Consider the following 16,623-nt stretch of genomic DNA (forward strand, 5'->3'; position numbering starts at 1 on the left):
AGTTTTCCCAATAAAAAACCGGCTAAGTTCAAACTTAGCCGGTTTTTTTACAACGTTTGAAATCTACTTATTTGAAATCTACTTAGTAGTGAAAACGCTGGTTTTCTTCTCAAGGGCTGAAACTTGGTCATGAATATGACGAGTATTGCCTTCGATGCTACCGATGTCTGAGCTGTCGCGTTGTAACTGCTGCGCGATATGGTCCATCTCCTCACTCATGTGTACAGCTGTTTTGGCAACTTCTTGAATAGAGTGCGCCATGTTCGCAGATGACACTGAGCTGGTTTGTGCGTTTTGCTCAATTTCACGAATTGCCAATTCAGCCTTTTCACTAAACTCTTCAATGGAGCGAAGGTTTTCCTGACCACTGGTCATTGTGGTGATGGCGGTTTGTGTAGATGTTTGAATCGTACCAACGATATCTGTGATTTTCGCTGTCGCATCTACGGTCTTTTCTGCAAGTGAGCGAACTTCATCTGCTACTACGGAGAAACCTCGACCTGCTTCGCCAGCACGGGCTGCTTCAATCGCTGCGTTTAAGGCAAGTAGGTTGGTTTGATTCGCCAGGTCATTGATCATGGCAATAACATTGTCGATGTCTTTTGAAAGTTGACCCAATTCATTTAGTTGATGGCCAGTTTGGTTAACCACGTCAATGGTTTGACTTAAATTTGATAAGGCCCCTTTGATTGTTTCAGCGCCAACTTTAGCTGACTCATAGGTATCACGTGACTGCTGGCTTAATTCATCAGTAGTATGAGAAATACTGCTAATGGTCGTAGAAATTTCCTCTGTTGCGGCGGCAAGAGAGTTGGTTTGTTCACTAACAGAACGGTTACTATCGGCAATATTTCCTACTGCGCTATTAAGTTTGCTGACCATGTTACTAACATCGCCCGTTGTATGAACAACATCACCGATGACCGCACCCAAACCTGTTGTCATTTCATTTACAGAGCCACATAGAGAGTCGAACTCGTCATTACGTTTGTGGTTGATTGCGAGGCGGGCTGTCAGATCACCACCTTTTACTTTACCTAGGTCGCGTATGATTTGGTTAAGTGTTTTATTAACACTTCGGCCTATACCCATCATCAATAAGCCTGCGATAACAGCAACGATAATACTAACAACGATAACGCTGATGCTGGCTTGTTGTGATTGGGAGGCTGCTTGTGCTCTGGCATCCACTACCGCTTGTTTAAGAAGCTCTTGAGCCTGATTGGTAGCATTGTTGTACTGGTCTCGAAGTTGATCGAATGTGTCCTGAAGACTGCTAAGGCTTCCAACCACTTGACCGTAATCTTGTACTTTGGCGTAGTACGCTTTGACCACGTCACCAAATCGCTCTTCTAAGCCAAAGTTAACGACACGTTGGTAAAACTTATTGTATCGGTCTTCAAAAATTTGTTTGTTTTCGTCAGTAGGCTCAAACATAAAGTTCTTTTCTGCTTCGCGAACTGGTAGGAATTCTTGCTTAACTAGGCTGAGGAATGAGACTTTCTCGATAACGTCTTCGCCTAAAACGTTAATTTCGCCTTTCATACCGGAATTAGCATTAAAGCCTAAAGCCTGATTTAAATTGACAAGTTCGGTTAGGGTGCTGGTGTATTGCTTTAACAGCTCACCAATGGTGGTGAGTGCTGTGACAGCCTCTGCTTCTTGAACAGCTTGAGCATCTTGCTCAATGATGGCTGAGTAACGCTCTTCATTACTGTTCAATGTTTCTAGAAAAGAGGCGTAGCTTGTGTCATCTAAGCGATCAAGTTGTTGATAAAGGGACATGTTTGCGATGACCAATGAAGATAGGTCATTTTGAACTTTTGTCATCACTTCGAAACGTTCGGACGCTTCAGTTTGCGCATTCATGCCACTTAATGCCACGAATGTAACGACTATGAAGCCTAATAAGCCACAAATCAGTAATATCGATAATTTGGCTCTAAAACTTAAATTTGCCAGCATTGTGTCCACCTGAGGTTACGTTGTTTTATAGTTATTCTTAATACTTAAGTATCTACATGTACATAGAGTATTTAGTCTTGTGTAGCTTTTGTAAATAGTATGTAAGTTGGTTTGTGCAATGTTTTTTTTTACTTTGTATGAAAAATATACAATCTACATGGGGTGAGGGTCGAAATGAATGCTGATTTGCTGCATTCCACGCATTTTAATTTCGCCTTGATGGCGACCGCTACCGGTTGAAGTAAAGTAAAACTTATAGCAGCGGACTACTTCGAATTGTCCTTGTTTAAAAGTAGGGCGCCAGTATGAGCCTTGTATGGCGCCATCGAGTAGTTGAACGCCTAGCTGATCACACTGTTTCTTTACGCATCGTAAGGTATATTCTCGTACTTTGAAGTGCTGCCAAATAACTGCGATAAAAGCAGCGAATAGAAAAATTAGAAAAACATCAAGAAGGGAAAGGTACATGCTATAAGATCACACTGATTTTATAGAAAGCTTACAAAAGTTAAGAAAAAAAGAAAACACGCTTCCCCAAAAGCAGGAGAGAGAAAAGGGGAAGCGCGTTTTATGCAGAAATTTAACCTTCGGTTAATCACTATTTACACTGATTTGGTCATTCGGGGCAGCGAATGAGTGGAAGCCAAACGAGTCGTGTGTAAAGTCGTGAGCCAGTCTATCTAACCTTAGGCGGCTGCCAGTGCCTGCTCTGCATAAAGTTGAATGACCCACTGTTCTACCCTTTGATCAGTTAGGTCAAATTGTTGGTCTTCATCGACAGCTAAGCCTACAAATTCAGTTTTGTCAGCGTTCGCTCCACGAGAAGCCTCGAAGTCGTAACCTTCAGTCGACCACTGGCCGATAAAGGTTGCGCCTGTATTCACCAGTTTTTCATGTAGCCATCCCATAGCGTCCACGAAATAGTCACCGTATCCGAATTGGTCACCAAGCCCATAAAGCGCAATCACTTTGCCGCTAAGGTCTAATTCAGATAAGGCATCACCCACTTCTTCCCAGTCACTTTGGATGCCACCAAAGTCCCAAGTCGGAATGCCTAGAATCAAAAAATCGTATTCAAGTAGCGTACTTACATCAGAGTCTTTGATGTCGTGTAACTCAACGGCTTGATCAAGTTCAGCAAACTGTTGTTGAATCTTTTGGCCCACCATTTCGGTATTGGATGTGTCTGTACCATAGAAAAGACCAATAGTATTTGTGTTGCTCATAGTTTCCTCAAAATTACTGCATACTGCCTAGTTGATGGCTCATGACACCAAATCTTTTAAGGCAGGCTTTTTCGATATCTTGTTTTGTCCAGCCAGTATCAGCAGTGAGTCGATTTGCTAACGACAACCCTGACTTAGGTTGTGCCATGGCTTTACGGAAAGCGACTTCAATTTGATACTCGCCAACTGTCATTCCAGTGATCGCAGTGAAACCTATTTCTAAAGCGGTTTGAGTTAAGCCGATAGATTTGGCCATTTCTTCGCTTGATAAATAATGGTTTGCTTCAATCTGATTTTGCGCTGTAAACAGTTTCTTTTGGCAATCATCACATTGGCTAATATGTTGTTGAATCTGTATGTGCTCGACCGTTTGTAGCACAACATCATACAGCTTGCCGACTAGCACCAGTTGCTTACCTTGGCGGTTAATCAACTGATTAAAATCATTGGCCAGAGCTTGAGTCAAAGTCAGGTTAAGTGGTGCGCCTGTTTTATTACTGACATGGCGCTGAAAAAAGTTTTGTACGTGCTCAACTTTTTCACCAGTTATGGCCGCAAGCTGGTCCCAGCCGATATAGATTTGAGTCCAGCTGAAACAAGTCTTGCGGGTTACTTCCCAGTCAACCAATGCATCTTCGTAGACAGGTAATACCTGTACTGGCGATGCTTCTTGCAATTTGTGGTGTATCGTTGCTGTATCAAAAGTGATGTAAACACCAGCCTTCACTTGCTCTTGAATCACAACGGGTTGTAAAACGTGTAACTGTTGTTGGATGAAGTGCAGATCCTGCAGAGGTTTTAAAAGTTTCTGCTGGCCAGCAAGGTAAGAAGCGTAGATTGCATTGACGCAACCTGTCTCTTCAAATAAGTCTTTGGCCTGTAAGATCATGAGTAATCATCCGTTCATCGTGAGAATGATTACTATTTAAAAGCCTATTGAGATTAAATGCAAGTGTTTCTCATTTAAAAAATAAAAAATTTACATTAATTGGAAGGCTTTTAGCAATGTAACGCCAAGACTGGTAGTTAACAGAGAAAAAATAGTCGTTAGAACAATAATATTCGCGGCTAGAATTGCATTGCCATTCATTGCTCTCGCCATGATGTACCCTGCTGAAGCGGATGGGGAAGAAGACAGTAGGAATAATATGCCCAGCTCAATGCCTCTGAATCCCCATATATAGCCACCTAGTGTCATTAGAAAAGGCATGAAAGCAAGTTTACCAACCGTAGCAATCATTGCAGGAGTGATGTCATTTTTTAAGGCGTTAAAGCGTAAGGATGCCCCTGCACAAAGTAATGCCAATGGTAGAGTCATTCTGGCAAAGTAATTGCCAGCTTGGGTAACGACATCGGGCAGGGTTAGATTTGCTTGGGTAGCAGCATAAGAAACAACAATTGCTATGATTAGAGGATTTTTAGCGATTGCTTTTAAAGAATCAGCAACACTCTTCTGTGCGTTCATTGAACGATTGATCGTTATGACGGCTAAAACATTGTAGAGCACCATAACGCCACCAATATAGATAGAAGCAACGGCGAGCGCATCGTCGCCATAGGCGTTAAGGCAATAAGCGAGCCCAATAATCGCCATGTTTGAGCGAAAAGCGCCTTGTACAACAATGCCTCGATCGCTCTTTTGGGGCACGGTTTTACTAACTATCCACTCGAGTATGAGATATCCAATAACGGTTGCGACAAGGGCATAAATCAGTAGGGGAAGGTGCGCCCCAGGGTCTTTGCTGTTTTTTGTGATACTAATAAAAATTAAGGCAGGCATGGTGACGTTGAAAACAAGCTTTGACGCCACTTCAACGAAGTTGTCGTTGATCATACCAATGCGTTCTAGTATGACCCCGACAATTAGCACCAAAAAAATGGGAGCGGTAATGGAAATAGAAAATTCCACTACTGCTAAGAAATCGTCCATGCAACCTGCCTAATTTTTAAAGAGTGTACTGAGTTGTCGCGTTATCTAGTTAATCGTTGTTTTCAAAACGGTAACCAGCACCGTAAACAGAGTGAATAACGTTAAGCTCAGGTGCCACAGCTGCGATTTTCTTACGCAGTTTCTTGATATGGCTATCAATAGTTCTGTCACTAACAACGCGGCTATCTGTGTAGATACTCTTCATGATCAAATCACGACCAAATACTCGACCTGGCTCTTTGATCAGAAGTTGTAGTAGCTGGAATTCAACTGTGGTTAGGTCGATTAGCTCGCCTTTATATGTCGCGCGTAGACGGTCAGCATCTAAATCGAAACCGTCAGTTTTTGGAGCTTCGGTCTGATCCAGTTCTACACGGCGTAAGTTCGCTTTAACGCGAGCAACGATTTCGCGTGGGCTAAATGGCTTGCACACGTAGTCATCAGCACCCATTTCTAAACCGATTAGACGGTCGATTTCTTCTGCTTTTGCTGTCACCATGATGATGGGCATGCCGCTAAATTGACGAACTTGTTTACATACTTCAACGCCATCTAGGCCAGGAAGCATTAGGTCAAGTAGCATTAAGTCTGCTTGGTTGTTCTTAAGGTAGTCAATGACTTGATCGCCACGATCAATGTGATGATGTTCATAGCCAGCTTGCTCAAGGTAAGCAGCCATTAATTCGGCTAATTTTGGTTCGTCTTCAACAATCAGTACTTTACTCATGGTTATCGATTCCATATTAATTTAAAGGAAATTCTACTCGTATCCCAAGCCCACCGTATGGCGAGTGATAAGCGGTTATAGAGCCTTGATGCCCATCGACGATATTCGTACAGATGGCAAGCCCAAGGCCACGCCCGCCAGTTGCACGGTTGCGTGAGTTCTCCACGCGGAAAAACTGTTCGAAAATATGTTGAATGTCATCATCACAAACACCAGGAGGCGTATCTTCTAAAAGTACAATAGCCTTTTTATTTTCACGAGTTAAGGTGACGGTAAGTTTACCCGGAGCATTTGTGTATTTCAGGGTGTTATTCATCAAATTAGCGAACAACTGGTGTAATCGGTCATCGTCGCCATTGATCATAATGGGTGCTTTTTTCTTTATTACAAGTTCAAGTTCGATTTCCGCTTCATCAAAGGGCAATTGCATAGAATTTATAGTTTGTTCTAGAACTTCATTCAGGCTCACATCTTCCATACAATAATTCAAACTTCCCATATCATGCATAGATAGTTGATTTAAATCATCAATAAGTCGAGCGATATGAACGGCTTCTTGCTGCAAAGAAGCAAGGGAATTGTCAGAAACCTTAATAATACCATCTTGCATAGCTTCAATTTCGCCGCGAAGGATAGCAACAGGGGTTCTAAGTTCGTGAGCGGTGTCCGCTACCCATTTCTTACGAGCATCGCGCATGTGTTCAAGCGTTGATGCCAGATGATTGAAGTCACGGCCTAAATCAGCTAACTCATCTGACCCCTTAATCTTAATGCGTGTTTCAAACTCTCCTGCAGACAAGCGCTTTGTTGCTTGACGTACGGTACAAATAGGTCGGCTAAGCCATTGGGCTAAAGGCCAGGTCAGCAACGCCGCAATGGTCAACATAAACGCCGAAATAAGTAGAAAAGCTTCACCTTGTTGACGTACAAAACGTAAGGTTTGATCTTGTACCAAAGCACGCATAGAACGAAGGCCAACATAACCGACTAACTGATCATCAACCATCACTGCATGGGTTTCAGCATCAGCAAACTTTATACCTCCAATGAGGTTTACCTTGTCTTTGCTAAATAACAAAAAACGTTGTCGATAGTATTGGGAAGGATATATTAAATCTAAATTTGGCGTGCTTGGAGGAGGGATCAAGTCACGAATGTTTTCCAGCTTCGCTTGCTGCCACTCTTTTTCTAAACGGCTTTCTTGCACCAAGAAGTACCAGTCGTCATAGTAGATATAAAGATTGGCGGTTCTGTTTGCCATTTGTTGCAAAAAATCTCGGTCCCGCTCGGTAGCATAGGTAACAAAACCACGGTCAAAACTCCATTGGAATACTTGCCACATAGAAACAATTAGCAAAATGTTACTTAGTACAAAGACTAAAAATAACTTATGCCGTATCTGAAAACCTTTGATGCTTACCATAATCACTTTTGCAACAGATTGCAGAACCTTAAAAAGACTAAATGGATGTCCAATTATAGTATAGGTATATTGCCTTCCTGACTATTCATCACCTTAGCAAATAATGAGGAGCAACTATTAACATTTATATGCTAATAGCCCTAGCTTGGTCTCATGAGTGCTTTACCTCGTTGTTTTCTTTCTGAGCACTCGGAGAAAACTGACTGTTCACACTGAGCACACTGCAATAAATCCATATCTCTTTCAATTTGCTGAATAGCAATGCCTTTACCTGGATAGGTGTGGCGTTCCCCAACTTTGTTTAGTACTCCAAAACGCTCTAAACGTTCGAGCTGCCATAAATAGCGAACAACAAGATGTACCTGAGTGCCAGCCGCTTTTCTCTGATCGACTAGTTGTTTTAAGAAATGAGCTCCTTGCATGTCTATGGCGGACAGCCCTCGACACAAAATAACCCAATGATCTTTATGGGGGTAGTCAGTTTCCAGCAATTGAAATTGCTTATTCATGTAGTCAACGGAGCCGAAGTAGAGCGGTCCATCTAAGCGAATGAAATGAATTTGAGGGCAAGTATCTAGTTTGAAGTGCACGATATTATGAAAATAACGACCTTCGTCTGTGGTCATAGGAGCAAGTAGTCTGACATTAGGTTTAGCGGTTTGGTTTAGGAACAGCGCCAAACTTAGCCCAACACCGACAAGAATGCCGAATTCCAAGCTGATGCCAATGGTGCTGAATAACGTAACTAGAGCAATGCTCAATTCAGCCCGACTGGTTTTGGCGTAATGAATTAACTCTTTGAACTCGATTAACCTCCAGCCAACCAGAATAATAATGCCTGCCATGGCAGGGATAGGAAGGTGTGAGAATAAGGGAGCAATGAGGCTTAGAATCAACAGCAAAATAATGCTTGAGAAAATAATCGCCAGGGGCGTGCGTGCCCCGGCTTCCACATTAATTCCGCTGCGGGTAAATGAGCCTGAACTCATGTAATTTGAAAATAAGCTGCCTACCATATTGGACATCCCTTGCCCAACAAACTCTCGGTTCGTATCGATTTCTTGTTGGGTTTTTAAGGCGATGGCTTTTGAGATCGATGCCGCTTCTAGCAGTCCGATAAGCGCCAATACCACAGCACCAGGTGCTAGCTCACGGAGTGTGTCGCCGGATAACTCAATTAATGCAAACGGAGGAATGGCTTTGTGCAGCTCTCCAACCAAAGGCACGCCATTGCTTCCCGCTTGCATCACGTAACCAAACACACTGCCGACGATTAGGGCTAGTAAGTAGTGTGGGAGTTTGCTGGAAATCTGACGAATGATGATGGCGGCAGCGATCGTGATCGCGCATATCGATAAAGAGTATAAATTTACGTGTGAGCCCACATGAAAAAGAGCGTTGATAAAACTTAGTAAGTTTTCAGGTCTGGGCAAGTTAGCGGTTAATGCATGCTGAACTTGGCTCAGCATAATTAGAAAAGCAGCGCCGGTGATAAAGCCTACCATAACGGCATGGGAGACAAAGTTGGTTAGGTTTCCGAGTTTGGCTAGCCCCAGGGCAAGCTGTATCGCCCCTGCCAAAAAAGTAATGGCTAATGCCGCTTGGATGAACTCCGCTGATCCAGGTGTATACAGGCCCGATAAGGAAGAAAAGAGTAGCGCCGAAATGGCTGTAGCTGGGCCACATACCATATGCCAAGACGAGCCAAATAAGACCGCAATGATCGGTGCTACCATGGCGCTGTAAAAACCGTATTCGGCAGGTAGGCCCGCAATCGCGGCAAAGGCAATGCCCTGTGGAATAGACATCGATGCACAGGTAATTCCCGCAATAAAGTCCGCTTTTAAGGTTGAAGAATTAACCAAAGCTAACCAGGGAAACCATCGATGCAAGGATGAGGGCATAGGGACTCCAAAAGGAAGATTGTTTTTAAATGACCTTTTAATAAAAGATAGCCTATCATACTGGGCTGAGATTTTGTTATGGGTAGGCTGTTTCGACAATATTGTAGAGTTTTGATGTCGCTTTTGTCTTGGTAATGCAGTATTTGGGAATGAAATCTTTGTAAGGGAGTTTCCTATCGCAGCGCTAAGCGTTAGAATTTCGGCTTTCTAAACGACTTAATAGAGTAGGAATATCTAATGGGCAGAGCCTTTCAGAACCGAAAAGAGTCCATGGCGAAAACCTCGGATCAAAAAGCCAAGGTTTACAGTAAATACGGACGTGAAATTTATGTTTGTGCGAAATCTGGTGGTATTGACCCAGCGGGCAACCTTGCACTACGTAGCATGATCGAACGCGCTAAAAAGGACCAAGTACCAACGCACGTTATCGAAAAAGCCATCGACAAAGCCAAAGGTGGCGGCGGTGAAGACTTTGATACCGCACGTTACGAAGGTTTTGGCCCAGGCAACACCATGGTAATCGTAGACTGTCTGTCTGATAACCCGAACCGTACTTTCGGTGATGTTCGTACTTGTTTCAACAAAGTTAAGAGCAAGATCGGCACGCAAGGCAGTGTGTCTCACATGTTTGACCACTCTGCGATTTTTGTTTTCGCTTCAGAAGACGAAGATGCCGTGATGGAAGCATTGTTAGAAGCCGATGTTGATGTGTCTGATATTGAATCAGAAGACGGTAAAGTATCTGTATTCACACCAAACACAGAATACGGCAAAGCACGTCAAGCAATTATTGATGCATTTGGCGAAGTTGACTTTGATGTGGATGAAATTCAATTTATCCCACAAATGACAACGGAAATTTCAGGTGAAGATGTTGAGCAATTCGAGCGCTTCCTTGATCTATTGAACGATCTAGACGACGTTCAACGCGTATACCACAACGCTGAATTCTAAAATTCCAAAAATAAACCTCGCTGTAAATGGCTGTCGTTTGACTCATTCTTTATAGCGAGGTTTATTTATTTTAGAAGCTTAGCGTTTACTGAGAAGAAAAATGAAAAACACCAATCGTCAGAAAGCGTCTGCTAAACAAAAGGCCGTGCGCTCTCCTTGTATCAATGTCTGCAGTTTGGATGACAATGACCTTTGTATAGGTTGTTATCGTACTGGGCAAGAAATCAGTTACTGGGGGCGTATGACCTATAAAGAGCAGCTGGCAGTCATGGAAAAAGTACGCCAGCGCGAAAGTGAAAGTGGGTTTGTTAGCTAGCCGTATTATTTTGTCTCAGTATTGGCTTGTTGGTTTTTAAGGGTGATCCACTGAGACATATATTGAGTGCTTTTCATTGAATGGTGGCGTACCAATTTGCCTAAGAAGAAATTATCTCTCAGACGCTCTTTCAGCTGTTGCTGAATAGTTAAGCGAGACACCAGCTTGTTCATCCAATCGTCTTTATCATAACGCTGCTTAATAATAGCGTGGCCATTTTGTTGCATGAGTTCAAAGCTTTGTTGGTCTTGGTAAAGACTCACCGACGCATTAACAAATTCCTCTACGTCATCTGTCACGATACCATTCCACGGCATACTGCCATGCATAGCTTCCGCGCCAATAGATGTAGTGATGCTTGGTGTGCCGATTTGCATGGCTTCTACTAGCTTGCCTTTTATACCTGCGCCAAAGCGAATTGGGCTGAGCATGATGCGCGCATCTTCGATGACTTCAAACGCATTTTCCGCCCAGCCTTTGGCTAAAAAGCCTTCCTTTTCATTATGAAGTTGGGTTGCTTTTGGTGGCGGGTAGGCACCGTAAATATTGAGTTTGGCATCGGGTAAATGTTTGCGAATTTTTGGCCAGTACACTTGTTTTAACTGTAATACCGCATCCCAATTTGGTGCATGGCGAAAATTGCCAATAAAAACGAAGTCTTGTCGATCAGCGAAAGGTTTTGCTGTTAATGACTGTGTATCCAGCATAAATGGCAGGTGCATCATATGTGTTTCAGGTACATTGAATTCACGTTTTAAAAGCTCTGTTTCATACTCAGAGATCATTAATGTAAGGTCGCTACGATAAATCGATGCAATCTCGCGAATGCCTAGGTCGCTGTACATGTCAGATTGAGCGAAAGGGCGAGCTTGCTTAATCGCTGTATGGCGTGCATCACGTAAAGAGTGTAAGTCTTCGGTATTCAAAACACGTAGTGCGTTAGGGGCAAACTTCTCCACTCGCCAGCCGAACTGTTCTTCCATCATAAAGCGATCAAATACCACCATATCGGGATTGTAAGCCGCAATATAGTCGTTAAAGCTGTCATGGTTTAGTTCAATATGAGCTGTGTTGACTTCATGTTGTGCAAGGTCTTCCATATGTTCAGTAGTCTGCGCTGGCGACGCAAACTCTACTTCCCAATTTTGAGCGCGAAAAGTTTTGATAAGCTGCATCATACGGCTGCCAGCAGCAGAGGAATTGGGTTCAGGCCAAACATAGCCAATGATTAATGTTTTCATAGGAGGCGAGTGATTGATTTTTATGGAAATAAAGAAAAGGGACAAGTATTGCTGGGTATTGTATCATGTGCGCCAACTTTGTGTTGCTGTGCGGTAAAAGGGCTCAGTAACATGCTATGGAAACATGACGTTGAGACTTAACTATGATCATTAAGCCGAAAATTCGTGGATTTATTTGTACGACAACTCACCCAACAGGTTGTGAGAAAAACGTTTTAGACCAGATTGCTAAAACGAAAGCTAACGGCGAAATTAAAAACGGCCCGAAAAAAGTATTGGTGATTGGTTCATCAAGCGGTTACGGCCTATCTTCTCGTATCGCTGCGGCATTTGGTTCTGGTGCTGCGACAATCGGTGTATTTTTCGAAAAACCTGCTACTGAGAAAAAACCAGGCACTGCTGGTTGGTACAATGCTGCGGCATTCGACAAAGCTGCTCATGAAGCGGGTCTGTACGCGAAAAGCATCAACAGCGACGCATTCTCAAATGAAGCACGCGATAAAGTAATCGAGCTGATCAAAGAAGATCTTGGTGAGATCGATCTAGTGGTTTACTCACTTGCGTCACCTGTTCGTAAAATGCCTGAGTCTGGCGAAGTAATTCGCTCAGTACTTAAGCCAATCGGCGAACCATACCGTTCTACAGCGATTGATACCAACCGTGATGTGATCATCGACGCAGAAATCGAGCCAGCAACTGAAGAAGAAGTGGCGCAAACGGTTACTGTAATGGGTGGTGAAGACTGGGAGCTTTGGATGTCTGCGCTTTCTGAAGCTGGAGTTCTAGCTGAGGGTGCACGTACGGTTGCTTACTCTTACATTGGTTCTGATATCACTTGGCCAATCTACTGGCACGGTGCCCTAGGTAAAGCAAAAGAAGATTTGGATCGCGCGTCTCAAGCAATCAATGCTGACCTTGCGAAGCAGGGCGGTGGTGCGAACGTAGCGGTACTTAAGTCTGTTGTGACGCAAGCGTCTTCTGCGATCCCAGTGATGCCACTATACCTATCTATGGTATTTAAAGTGATGCGTGAAAAAGGTCTTCACGAAGGCTGTATGGATCAGATTTACCGCATGTTTGCTGAGCGCTTATACAACGACAATAATCCAGCTGAGTTGGTAGATGATAGTAATCGTCTGCGTCTAGATGACTGGGAACTTCGCGAAGACGTGCAGCAGGCTTGTCGCGACCTTTGGCCGCAAATCACTGACGAAAACCTATTTGCTGAAACAGATTACCAGCTTTATAAAGATGAGTTCTTGAAGTTGTTTGGTTTCGGTGTTGAAGGTGTGGATTATGAAGCTGAGGTTGACCCTCAAGTTGAGTTTGATGTGATTACACTTTAAGACATTCGTTTACATGACGATAAACAAAGGAGACCAATGGTCTCCTTTTTTTTGGTCTGGGTTTCTTCTATAGTGAGGGAACTGATTTTGGAGTGGTGCAATGTTCTCTGTAAGATATTCTTGGCTGGCGTTTTCATTGATTCATGTGAGTGGATCTTGGGCGCAGACAATTTATACCCAGCCTGTAGAGGTGATGTATGGGAACCAAGTGTACCGTGGTGAGCACCAAGTGGTTGTAAACTCTCCAGAAGCTGTCACCATTATCCCAGCTGAACAGCCTAAAAATATCAATTTGCCAAACATGGTTGTCTCGGCCAATCCCAACAAGCTTTCTTATCTAGAAGAATCTGCTATCGCCAAGCGTGAGCAGGAGATTTACCGTGAGGTAAATCGCCGTACAGAAGAGTCTCCTTTCACTGTATTGTTTACAGGGCACATTCCTGAAGAAATTCAAAAGAAGCGTCTAAGTATGATGCCTGAGATCGGTATCTTTGGTGATCAGAAAGAAAAGCTTGAACGAGATCAGGCTGAGTTAAATGGTGGGTCGACTGTTGCACCAGATGAAGGAGAGTTTAGTCAAGTAACGCCTGGAAACCTGGTGCAGCCGCCAACCCAGCCTGCCGATGCGTCTGAGCAAGGGCAGGATCAAGCTGAGTTAACGAATGAGCAGAAGTTAGAGCAGCTGATTGGCGGCTAGTAGTTGCGCTGCCGCTAATTTATAGTGATTGGCTTCCACCCGCTTGTATCGTCCCATTGATTAGTGATCAGCAGGCGAGCTGCTTGGTTGTTTTCAACTTTCACGCGCATGTAGGCCAAGAATTCCTCTTTTTTCATGGATTGTAAAGCATCAATCCAGTGTTGTCGGTCACCAAAGTTTTGCTCTGGCTCGACAATATGTGGCCACTCTTCCAGGGCTTGCTCTTTTAGGTTGGTTGGTTGCTTTTGGTAGGCGGCAAGTACTGCTTGTCGGGCCTGCTCAAATGCCGTATCAGAAATGTCCTTGTCACCCCATCTTCGTTCATCAATGAAGCGCTCGATTTCCTCTACTAGCACCTTGGTTGAAGTGTTGGGAGACTGGATCAGAAAGCCTAAAGCAGGTGTTTTTTCAATGGTCTGATTGGTTACTGCGACGATGTAGCCGTACTGCTTCTCGGTGCGAAACTCGTTATAAAATTGTGCGCCCAGAAGTTGCGCGAGTATTCGAATGTAGCAGCGCTCTAAATAGGTGGCATTATTGTTGTCGGTGGCAATTAGGCTATATAGCACAACGCTGTCTGCGCTGCGGGTATTGAACTGGTATAAATAGTGCTGTTGTGCCTCAAAACTCTTCAGCTCAACATGGCGGTATGGGTGATCATAGAGGCAGCTTTTGACAATCGACATTATGCGCTGTGATAAGTGTGTGGCAGCCGTTTCTTTAAAGTTCCCCGTCATGTACCCAGCAAACTCAAAATGCTGGGAGTGTTGCTGGATAAACTGATTGATGTCCTCGATAGTGATTTGTGTAACCAGCTCTCGTAGTTCGCGTGTGGGGGCATTGCCTTGAATGGCGACTTGGCTAAAGTAATGTCTTGCTAGAGCGTAAGGGGGCTGGCTCTCAAGGTTGTTTAGGCCTTTTAGGATGTCTTGTTTGGCGATGGCTAAACGCTCAGAAGAGGCTTTGAAATCAAGAAGCATTTCAACCAGAGAGTAAAAGAAGTCGTCTTGTTTGTCGTTGTAGCCACTGGTCCGCAGGGTTAGACCGTTTCCGTGGGCATACAGTTGGTATCCTAGTCCAGCCATGTAGGGCTGATAAGTGCTTTCGCTGGCTGCATCGTTAAACAGTTTAGCCCAAAGTTGTAACAATAAGCGGTCTTTGGTTGTCGGGTTTTCCAGAAAACCAAAATAACCAAAAATCATGCCGGTGGGCTTATTATATTTGCTGTTTTGTTTGTACCAAAAGTGGAAGCCAGAGTCTGATGTAATGGGTCTAACATTGGCCTGTTCTGACTGGCTAAGTACCTCAAGGTTTTCTGGCATAAATGGATTTGCTTCGGGTAAACCGAAAGAGCTTGATAGTTGGCTATTCTTTAATAGTGTCTCTACTTGAAAGGCGATGGTGCCGTTGGCGTAATGACCGTTGTAAAGAGGTTCTACTTCCCAGCTAGGCGTCTTTGTCATCCAGTTCTTAGGGAATTGGCTGGGGTTGAGCCACTGAATGGTTAGGTTGTCTTGAGTTAGTTGTTTGAGTAATTGCTTGATATCGCTCTCGTCAGCATGTTGAGTAATGTGGAAACTAGAGAGCAAATCATGGGCGCCAACATCCAGGGCTCTACTGGACAGTATCTGAGATAGCTTCATTGGCTGGAGATAGTCGTGGAAGTCGTAGTTGAGCGTACTTAGAGTTTTTGTTTCAGTTAGGTACTGTTGTGAGATAGGCGCAGATTTTAGGTTTTTAATCGTTGTGAATAGACGTTCTAGCACCTTGTCGCGCTGTGCAATGCCTTCATCGGTTAGTTTGATGGTGACGGTAAATAGGGCGTTTTTACCATCATCTTGATTTATGCCAGCATGCAGCGCCTGAGCCCAATGATTCTGTTTGAGGCCTGCAAATAAGGAGTTTCTCGACTCATCGCCTAATACATAAGATAGATAGCGAGCTGGCTGCGAAGCGTGATTTTGGTTTTGGCTTGGTATTTGAAAAGAAAACTTAACCACGTTCTTTTCTGTGTTGGTTTTAAAGAACTGAATACTGCCTTGCTCTGTGCTTTTAAATTGCTCAGGTAGTGTTTTTTTAGGTTGGCTAGTATTTGGTTTAATGTCCCCAAAATAAGTACGTGCGTAGGTTGCCAGCATCTCGATTGGTAGGTTGGCTGTCAGCGTCAGCATCATGTTATCTGGCGTGTAGTAGCCATGGTAAAGCTCCAATAGCTTGGTGCGAAGCTGATCTGCTTTTATGTTGGCTAACGTTTCTTTGTTCCCAACGGTAAATCGACTGCCAGGGTGTTGTGGGTTTAGAAGCGTCTTGAAAGCTTGGTTGCTGCGTCTTTGCTCGTCGTCTAATTTTGCCCGGTATTCTGAGTCCACAGCATTGATCTCTCTCTCAATATACTGAGGATCGAGAGTGGGGGTGATAAAAAATTGCGCGAACCGATCCAGAGCTTCAGGGTACGCGTCTGGTAAAATATCAAAGTAGTAATTGGTGATTTGACTGCTGGTGTAGGCGTTGTGAGTTCCGCCGTGCTGCCTAATAAAAGCTTGGTAAGCGTCAGCTTCAGGATATTTCTCGGTTCCAAGAAAAAGCATGTGTTCTAGTAAGTGCGCTAAGCCTAAATGCTCGTCAGGATCCTGATAGCTGCCGACTTTGATGGCCAGTGCTGCAGCAGGTCTTTCGGCATTAGGGTCGCTTACTAAAATAGTGGTAAGTCCATTTTCTAGTGTGATGTAAGCGTAGGTATGTTGGTCTGACTGACCTTTTCCAGGGATTGTTTGCATAGTGGAAGCGAGCGTGTTGAAGCTAAAGAAAATGGCGCTTACTAAAAGGGCTGTAAGCTGTAATGATGCGCGTGTGAATAAAGTGATTTTCAGCATGAGAACAGGTTAGCGTGTTCT

At 43.8% G+C, this 16,623-nt stretch carries 14 protein-coding genes; 4 read left to right on the forward strand and 10 right to left on the reverse strand.

Translation table 11 applies throughout. The annotated features are described in order from the left end of the window. Window positions 1–78: 78 nt before the first annotated feature. The 8 genes from ACXAC1_RS14520 to ACXAC1_RS14555 all read right to left on the reverse strand — a co-directional run bounded on the left by ACXAC1_RS14520 (window position 79) and on the right by ACXAC1_RS14555 (window position 9,175). Window positions 79–1,965: a methyl-accepting chemotaxis protein gene (locus tag ACXAC1_RS14520; protein WP_475062359.1), complete on the reverse strand. Its 1,887-nt coding sequence runs from the start codon at window positions 1,963–1,965 to the stop codon at window positions 79–81. A 153-nt stretch (window positions 1,966–2,118) separates the two neighbouring features. Then, window positions 2,119–2,433: a DUF3301 domain-containing protein gene (locus ACXAC1_RS14525; protein ID WP_475062361.1), complete on the reverse strand. Its 315-nt coding sequence runs from the start codon at window positions 2,431–2,433 to the stop codon at window positions 2,119–2,121. A 218-nt stretch (window positions 2,434–2,651) separates the two neighbouring features. Next, window positions 2,652–3,191 (reverse strand): flavodoxin FldB, encoded by a 540-nt coding sequence (fldB, locus tag ACXAC1_RS14530; RefSeq protein WP_133564078.1) that lies wholly within the window; start codon window positions 3,189–3,191, stop codon window positions 2,652–2,654. Between the two features lie 13 nt (window positions 3,192–3,204). Next, complete coding sequence (locus tag ACXAC1_RS14535; RefSeq protein ID WP_475062363.1) at window positions 3,205–4,080, reverse strand: hypothetical protein; 876 nt, start codon at window positions 4,078–4,080, stop codon at window positions 3,205–3,207. 90 nt (window positions 4,081–4,170) lie between these two features. After that, entirely contained in the window at window positions 4,171–5,121 is a 951-nt protein-coding gene (locus ACXAC1_RS14540) for an AEC family transporter (protein ID WP_475062364.1), read from the reverse strand. A gap of 49 nt (window positions 5,122–5,170) precedes the next feature. Beyond that, window positions 5,171–5,848 (reverse strand): response regulator, encoded by a 678-nt coding sequence (locus tag ACXAC1_RS14545; protein ID WP_055461375.1) that lies wholly within the window; start codon window positions 5,846–5,848, stop codon window positions 5,171–5,173. A 16-nt stretch (window positions 5,849–5,864) separates the two neighbouring features. After that, window positions 5,865–7,205, reverse strand: coding sequence for an ATP-binding protein (locus tag ACXAC1_RS14550; RefSeq protein WP_475062366.1), 1,341 nt, complete (start codon window positions 7,203–7,205; stop codon window positions 5,865–5,867). A 206-nt stretch (window positions 7,206–7,411) separates the two neighbouring features. Continuing rightward, entirely contained in the window at window positions 7,412–9,175 is a 1,764-nt protein-coding gene (locus tag ACXAC1_RS14555) for a SulP family inorganic anion transporter (RefSeq protein ID WP_475062368.1), read from the reverse strand. Between the two features lie 237 nt (window positions 9,176–9,412). On the opposite strand from ACXAC1_RS14555, the gene ACXAC1_RS14560 reads away from it, so the two are divergent. Together ACXAC1_RS14560 and ACXAC1_RS14565 are read left to right on the forward strand one after the other, a co-directional pair. Continuing rightward, window positions 9,413–10,129, forward strand: a complete 717-nt coding sequence (locus tag ACXAC1_RS14560) for a YebC/PmpR family DNA-binding transcriptional regulator (protein WP_133564088.1) — start codon at window positions 9,413–9,415, stop codon at window positions 10,127–10,129. Between the two features lie 100 nt (window positions 10,130–10,229). Further along, on the forward strand, window positions 10,230–10,445 hold the full coding sequence (locus ACXAC1_RS14565; RefSeq protein ID WP_133564090.1) for a DUF1289 domain-containing protein: 216 nt from the start codon (window positions 10,230–10,232) through the stop codon (window positions 10,443–10,445). A gap of 5 nt (window positions 10,446–10,450) precedes the next feature. On the opposite strand, the gene ACXAC1_RS14570 is transcribed toward ACXAC1_RS14565, so the two are convergent. Then, a complete protein-coding gene (locus ACXAC1_RS14570) occupies window positions 10,451–11,686 on the reverse strand; it encodes a glycosyltransferase family 4 protein (RefSeq protein WP_475062370.1) in 1,236 nt (411 codons plus the stop codon). Window positions 11,687–11,829: 143 nt separating this feature from the next. Between ACXAC1_RS14570 and fabV the strand changes: the two genes are divergently transcribed. Both fabV and ACXAC1_RS14580 read left to right on the forward strand, forming a co-directional pair. Then, the gene (gene fabV / locus ACXAC1_RS14575) at window positions 11,830–13,032 is read left to right on the forward strand and encodes an enoyl-ACP reductase FabV (protein WP_475062371.1); all 1,203 of its coding nucleotides are present in this window, start codon (window positions 11,830–11,832) and stop codon (window positions 13,030–13,032) included. A 100-nt stretch (window positions 13,033–13,132) separates the two neighbouring features. Further along, window positions 13,133–13,729, forward strand: a complete 597-nt coding sequence (locus ACXAC1_RS14580) for a hypothetical protein (RefSeq protein WP_475062373.1) — start codon at window positions 13,133–13,135, stop codon at window positions 13,727–13,729. Window positions 13,730–13,743: 14 nt separating this feature from the next. Here the strand turns inward: ACXAC1_RS14580 and ACXAC1_RS14585 are convergent, their stop codons facing one another. Further along, the gene (locus tag ACXAC1_RS14585; protein WP_475062375.1) at window positions 13,744–16,602 is read right to left on the reverse strand and encodes an insulinase family protein; all 2,859 of its coding nucleotides are present in this window, start codon (window positions 16,600–16,602) and stop codon (window positions 13,744–13,746) included. Window positions 16,603–16,623 lie beyond the last annotated feature (21 nt).

This window comes from Marinomonas sp. AWM4_232, assembly GCF_056158325.1.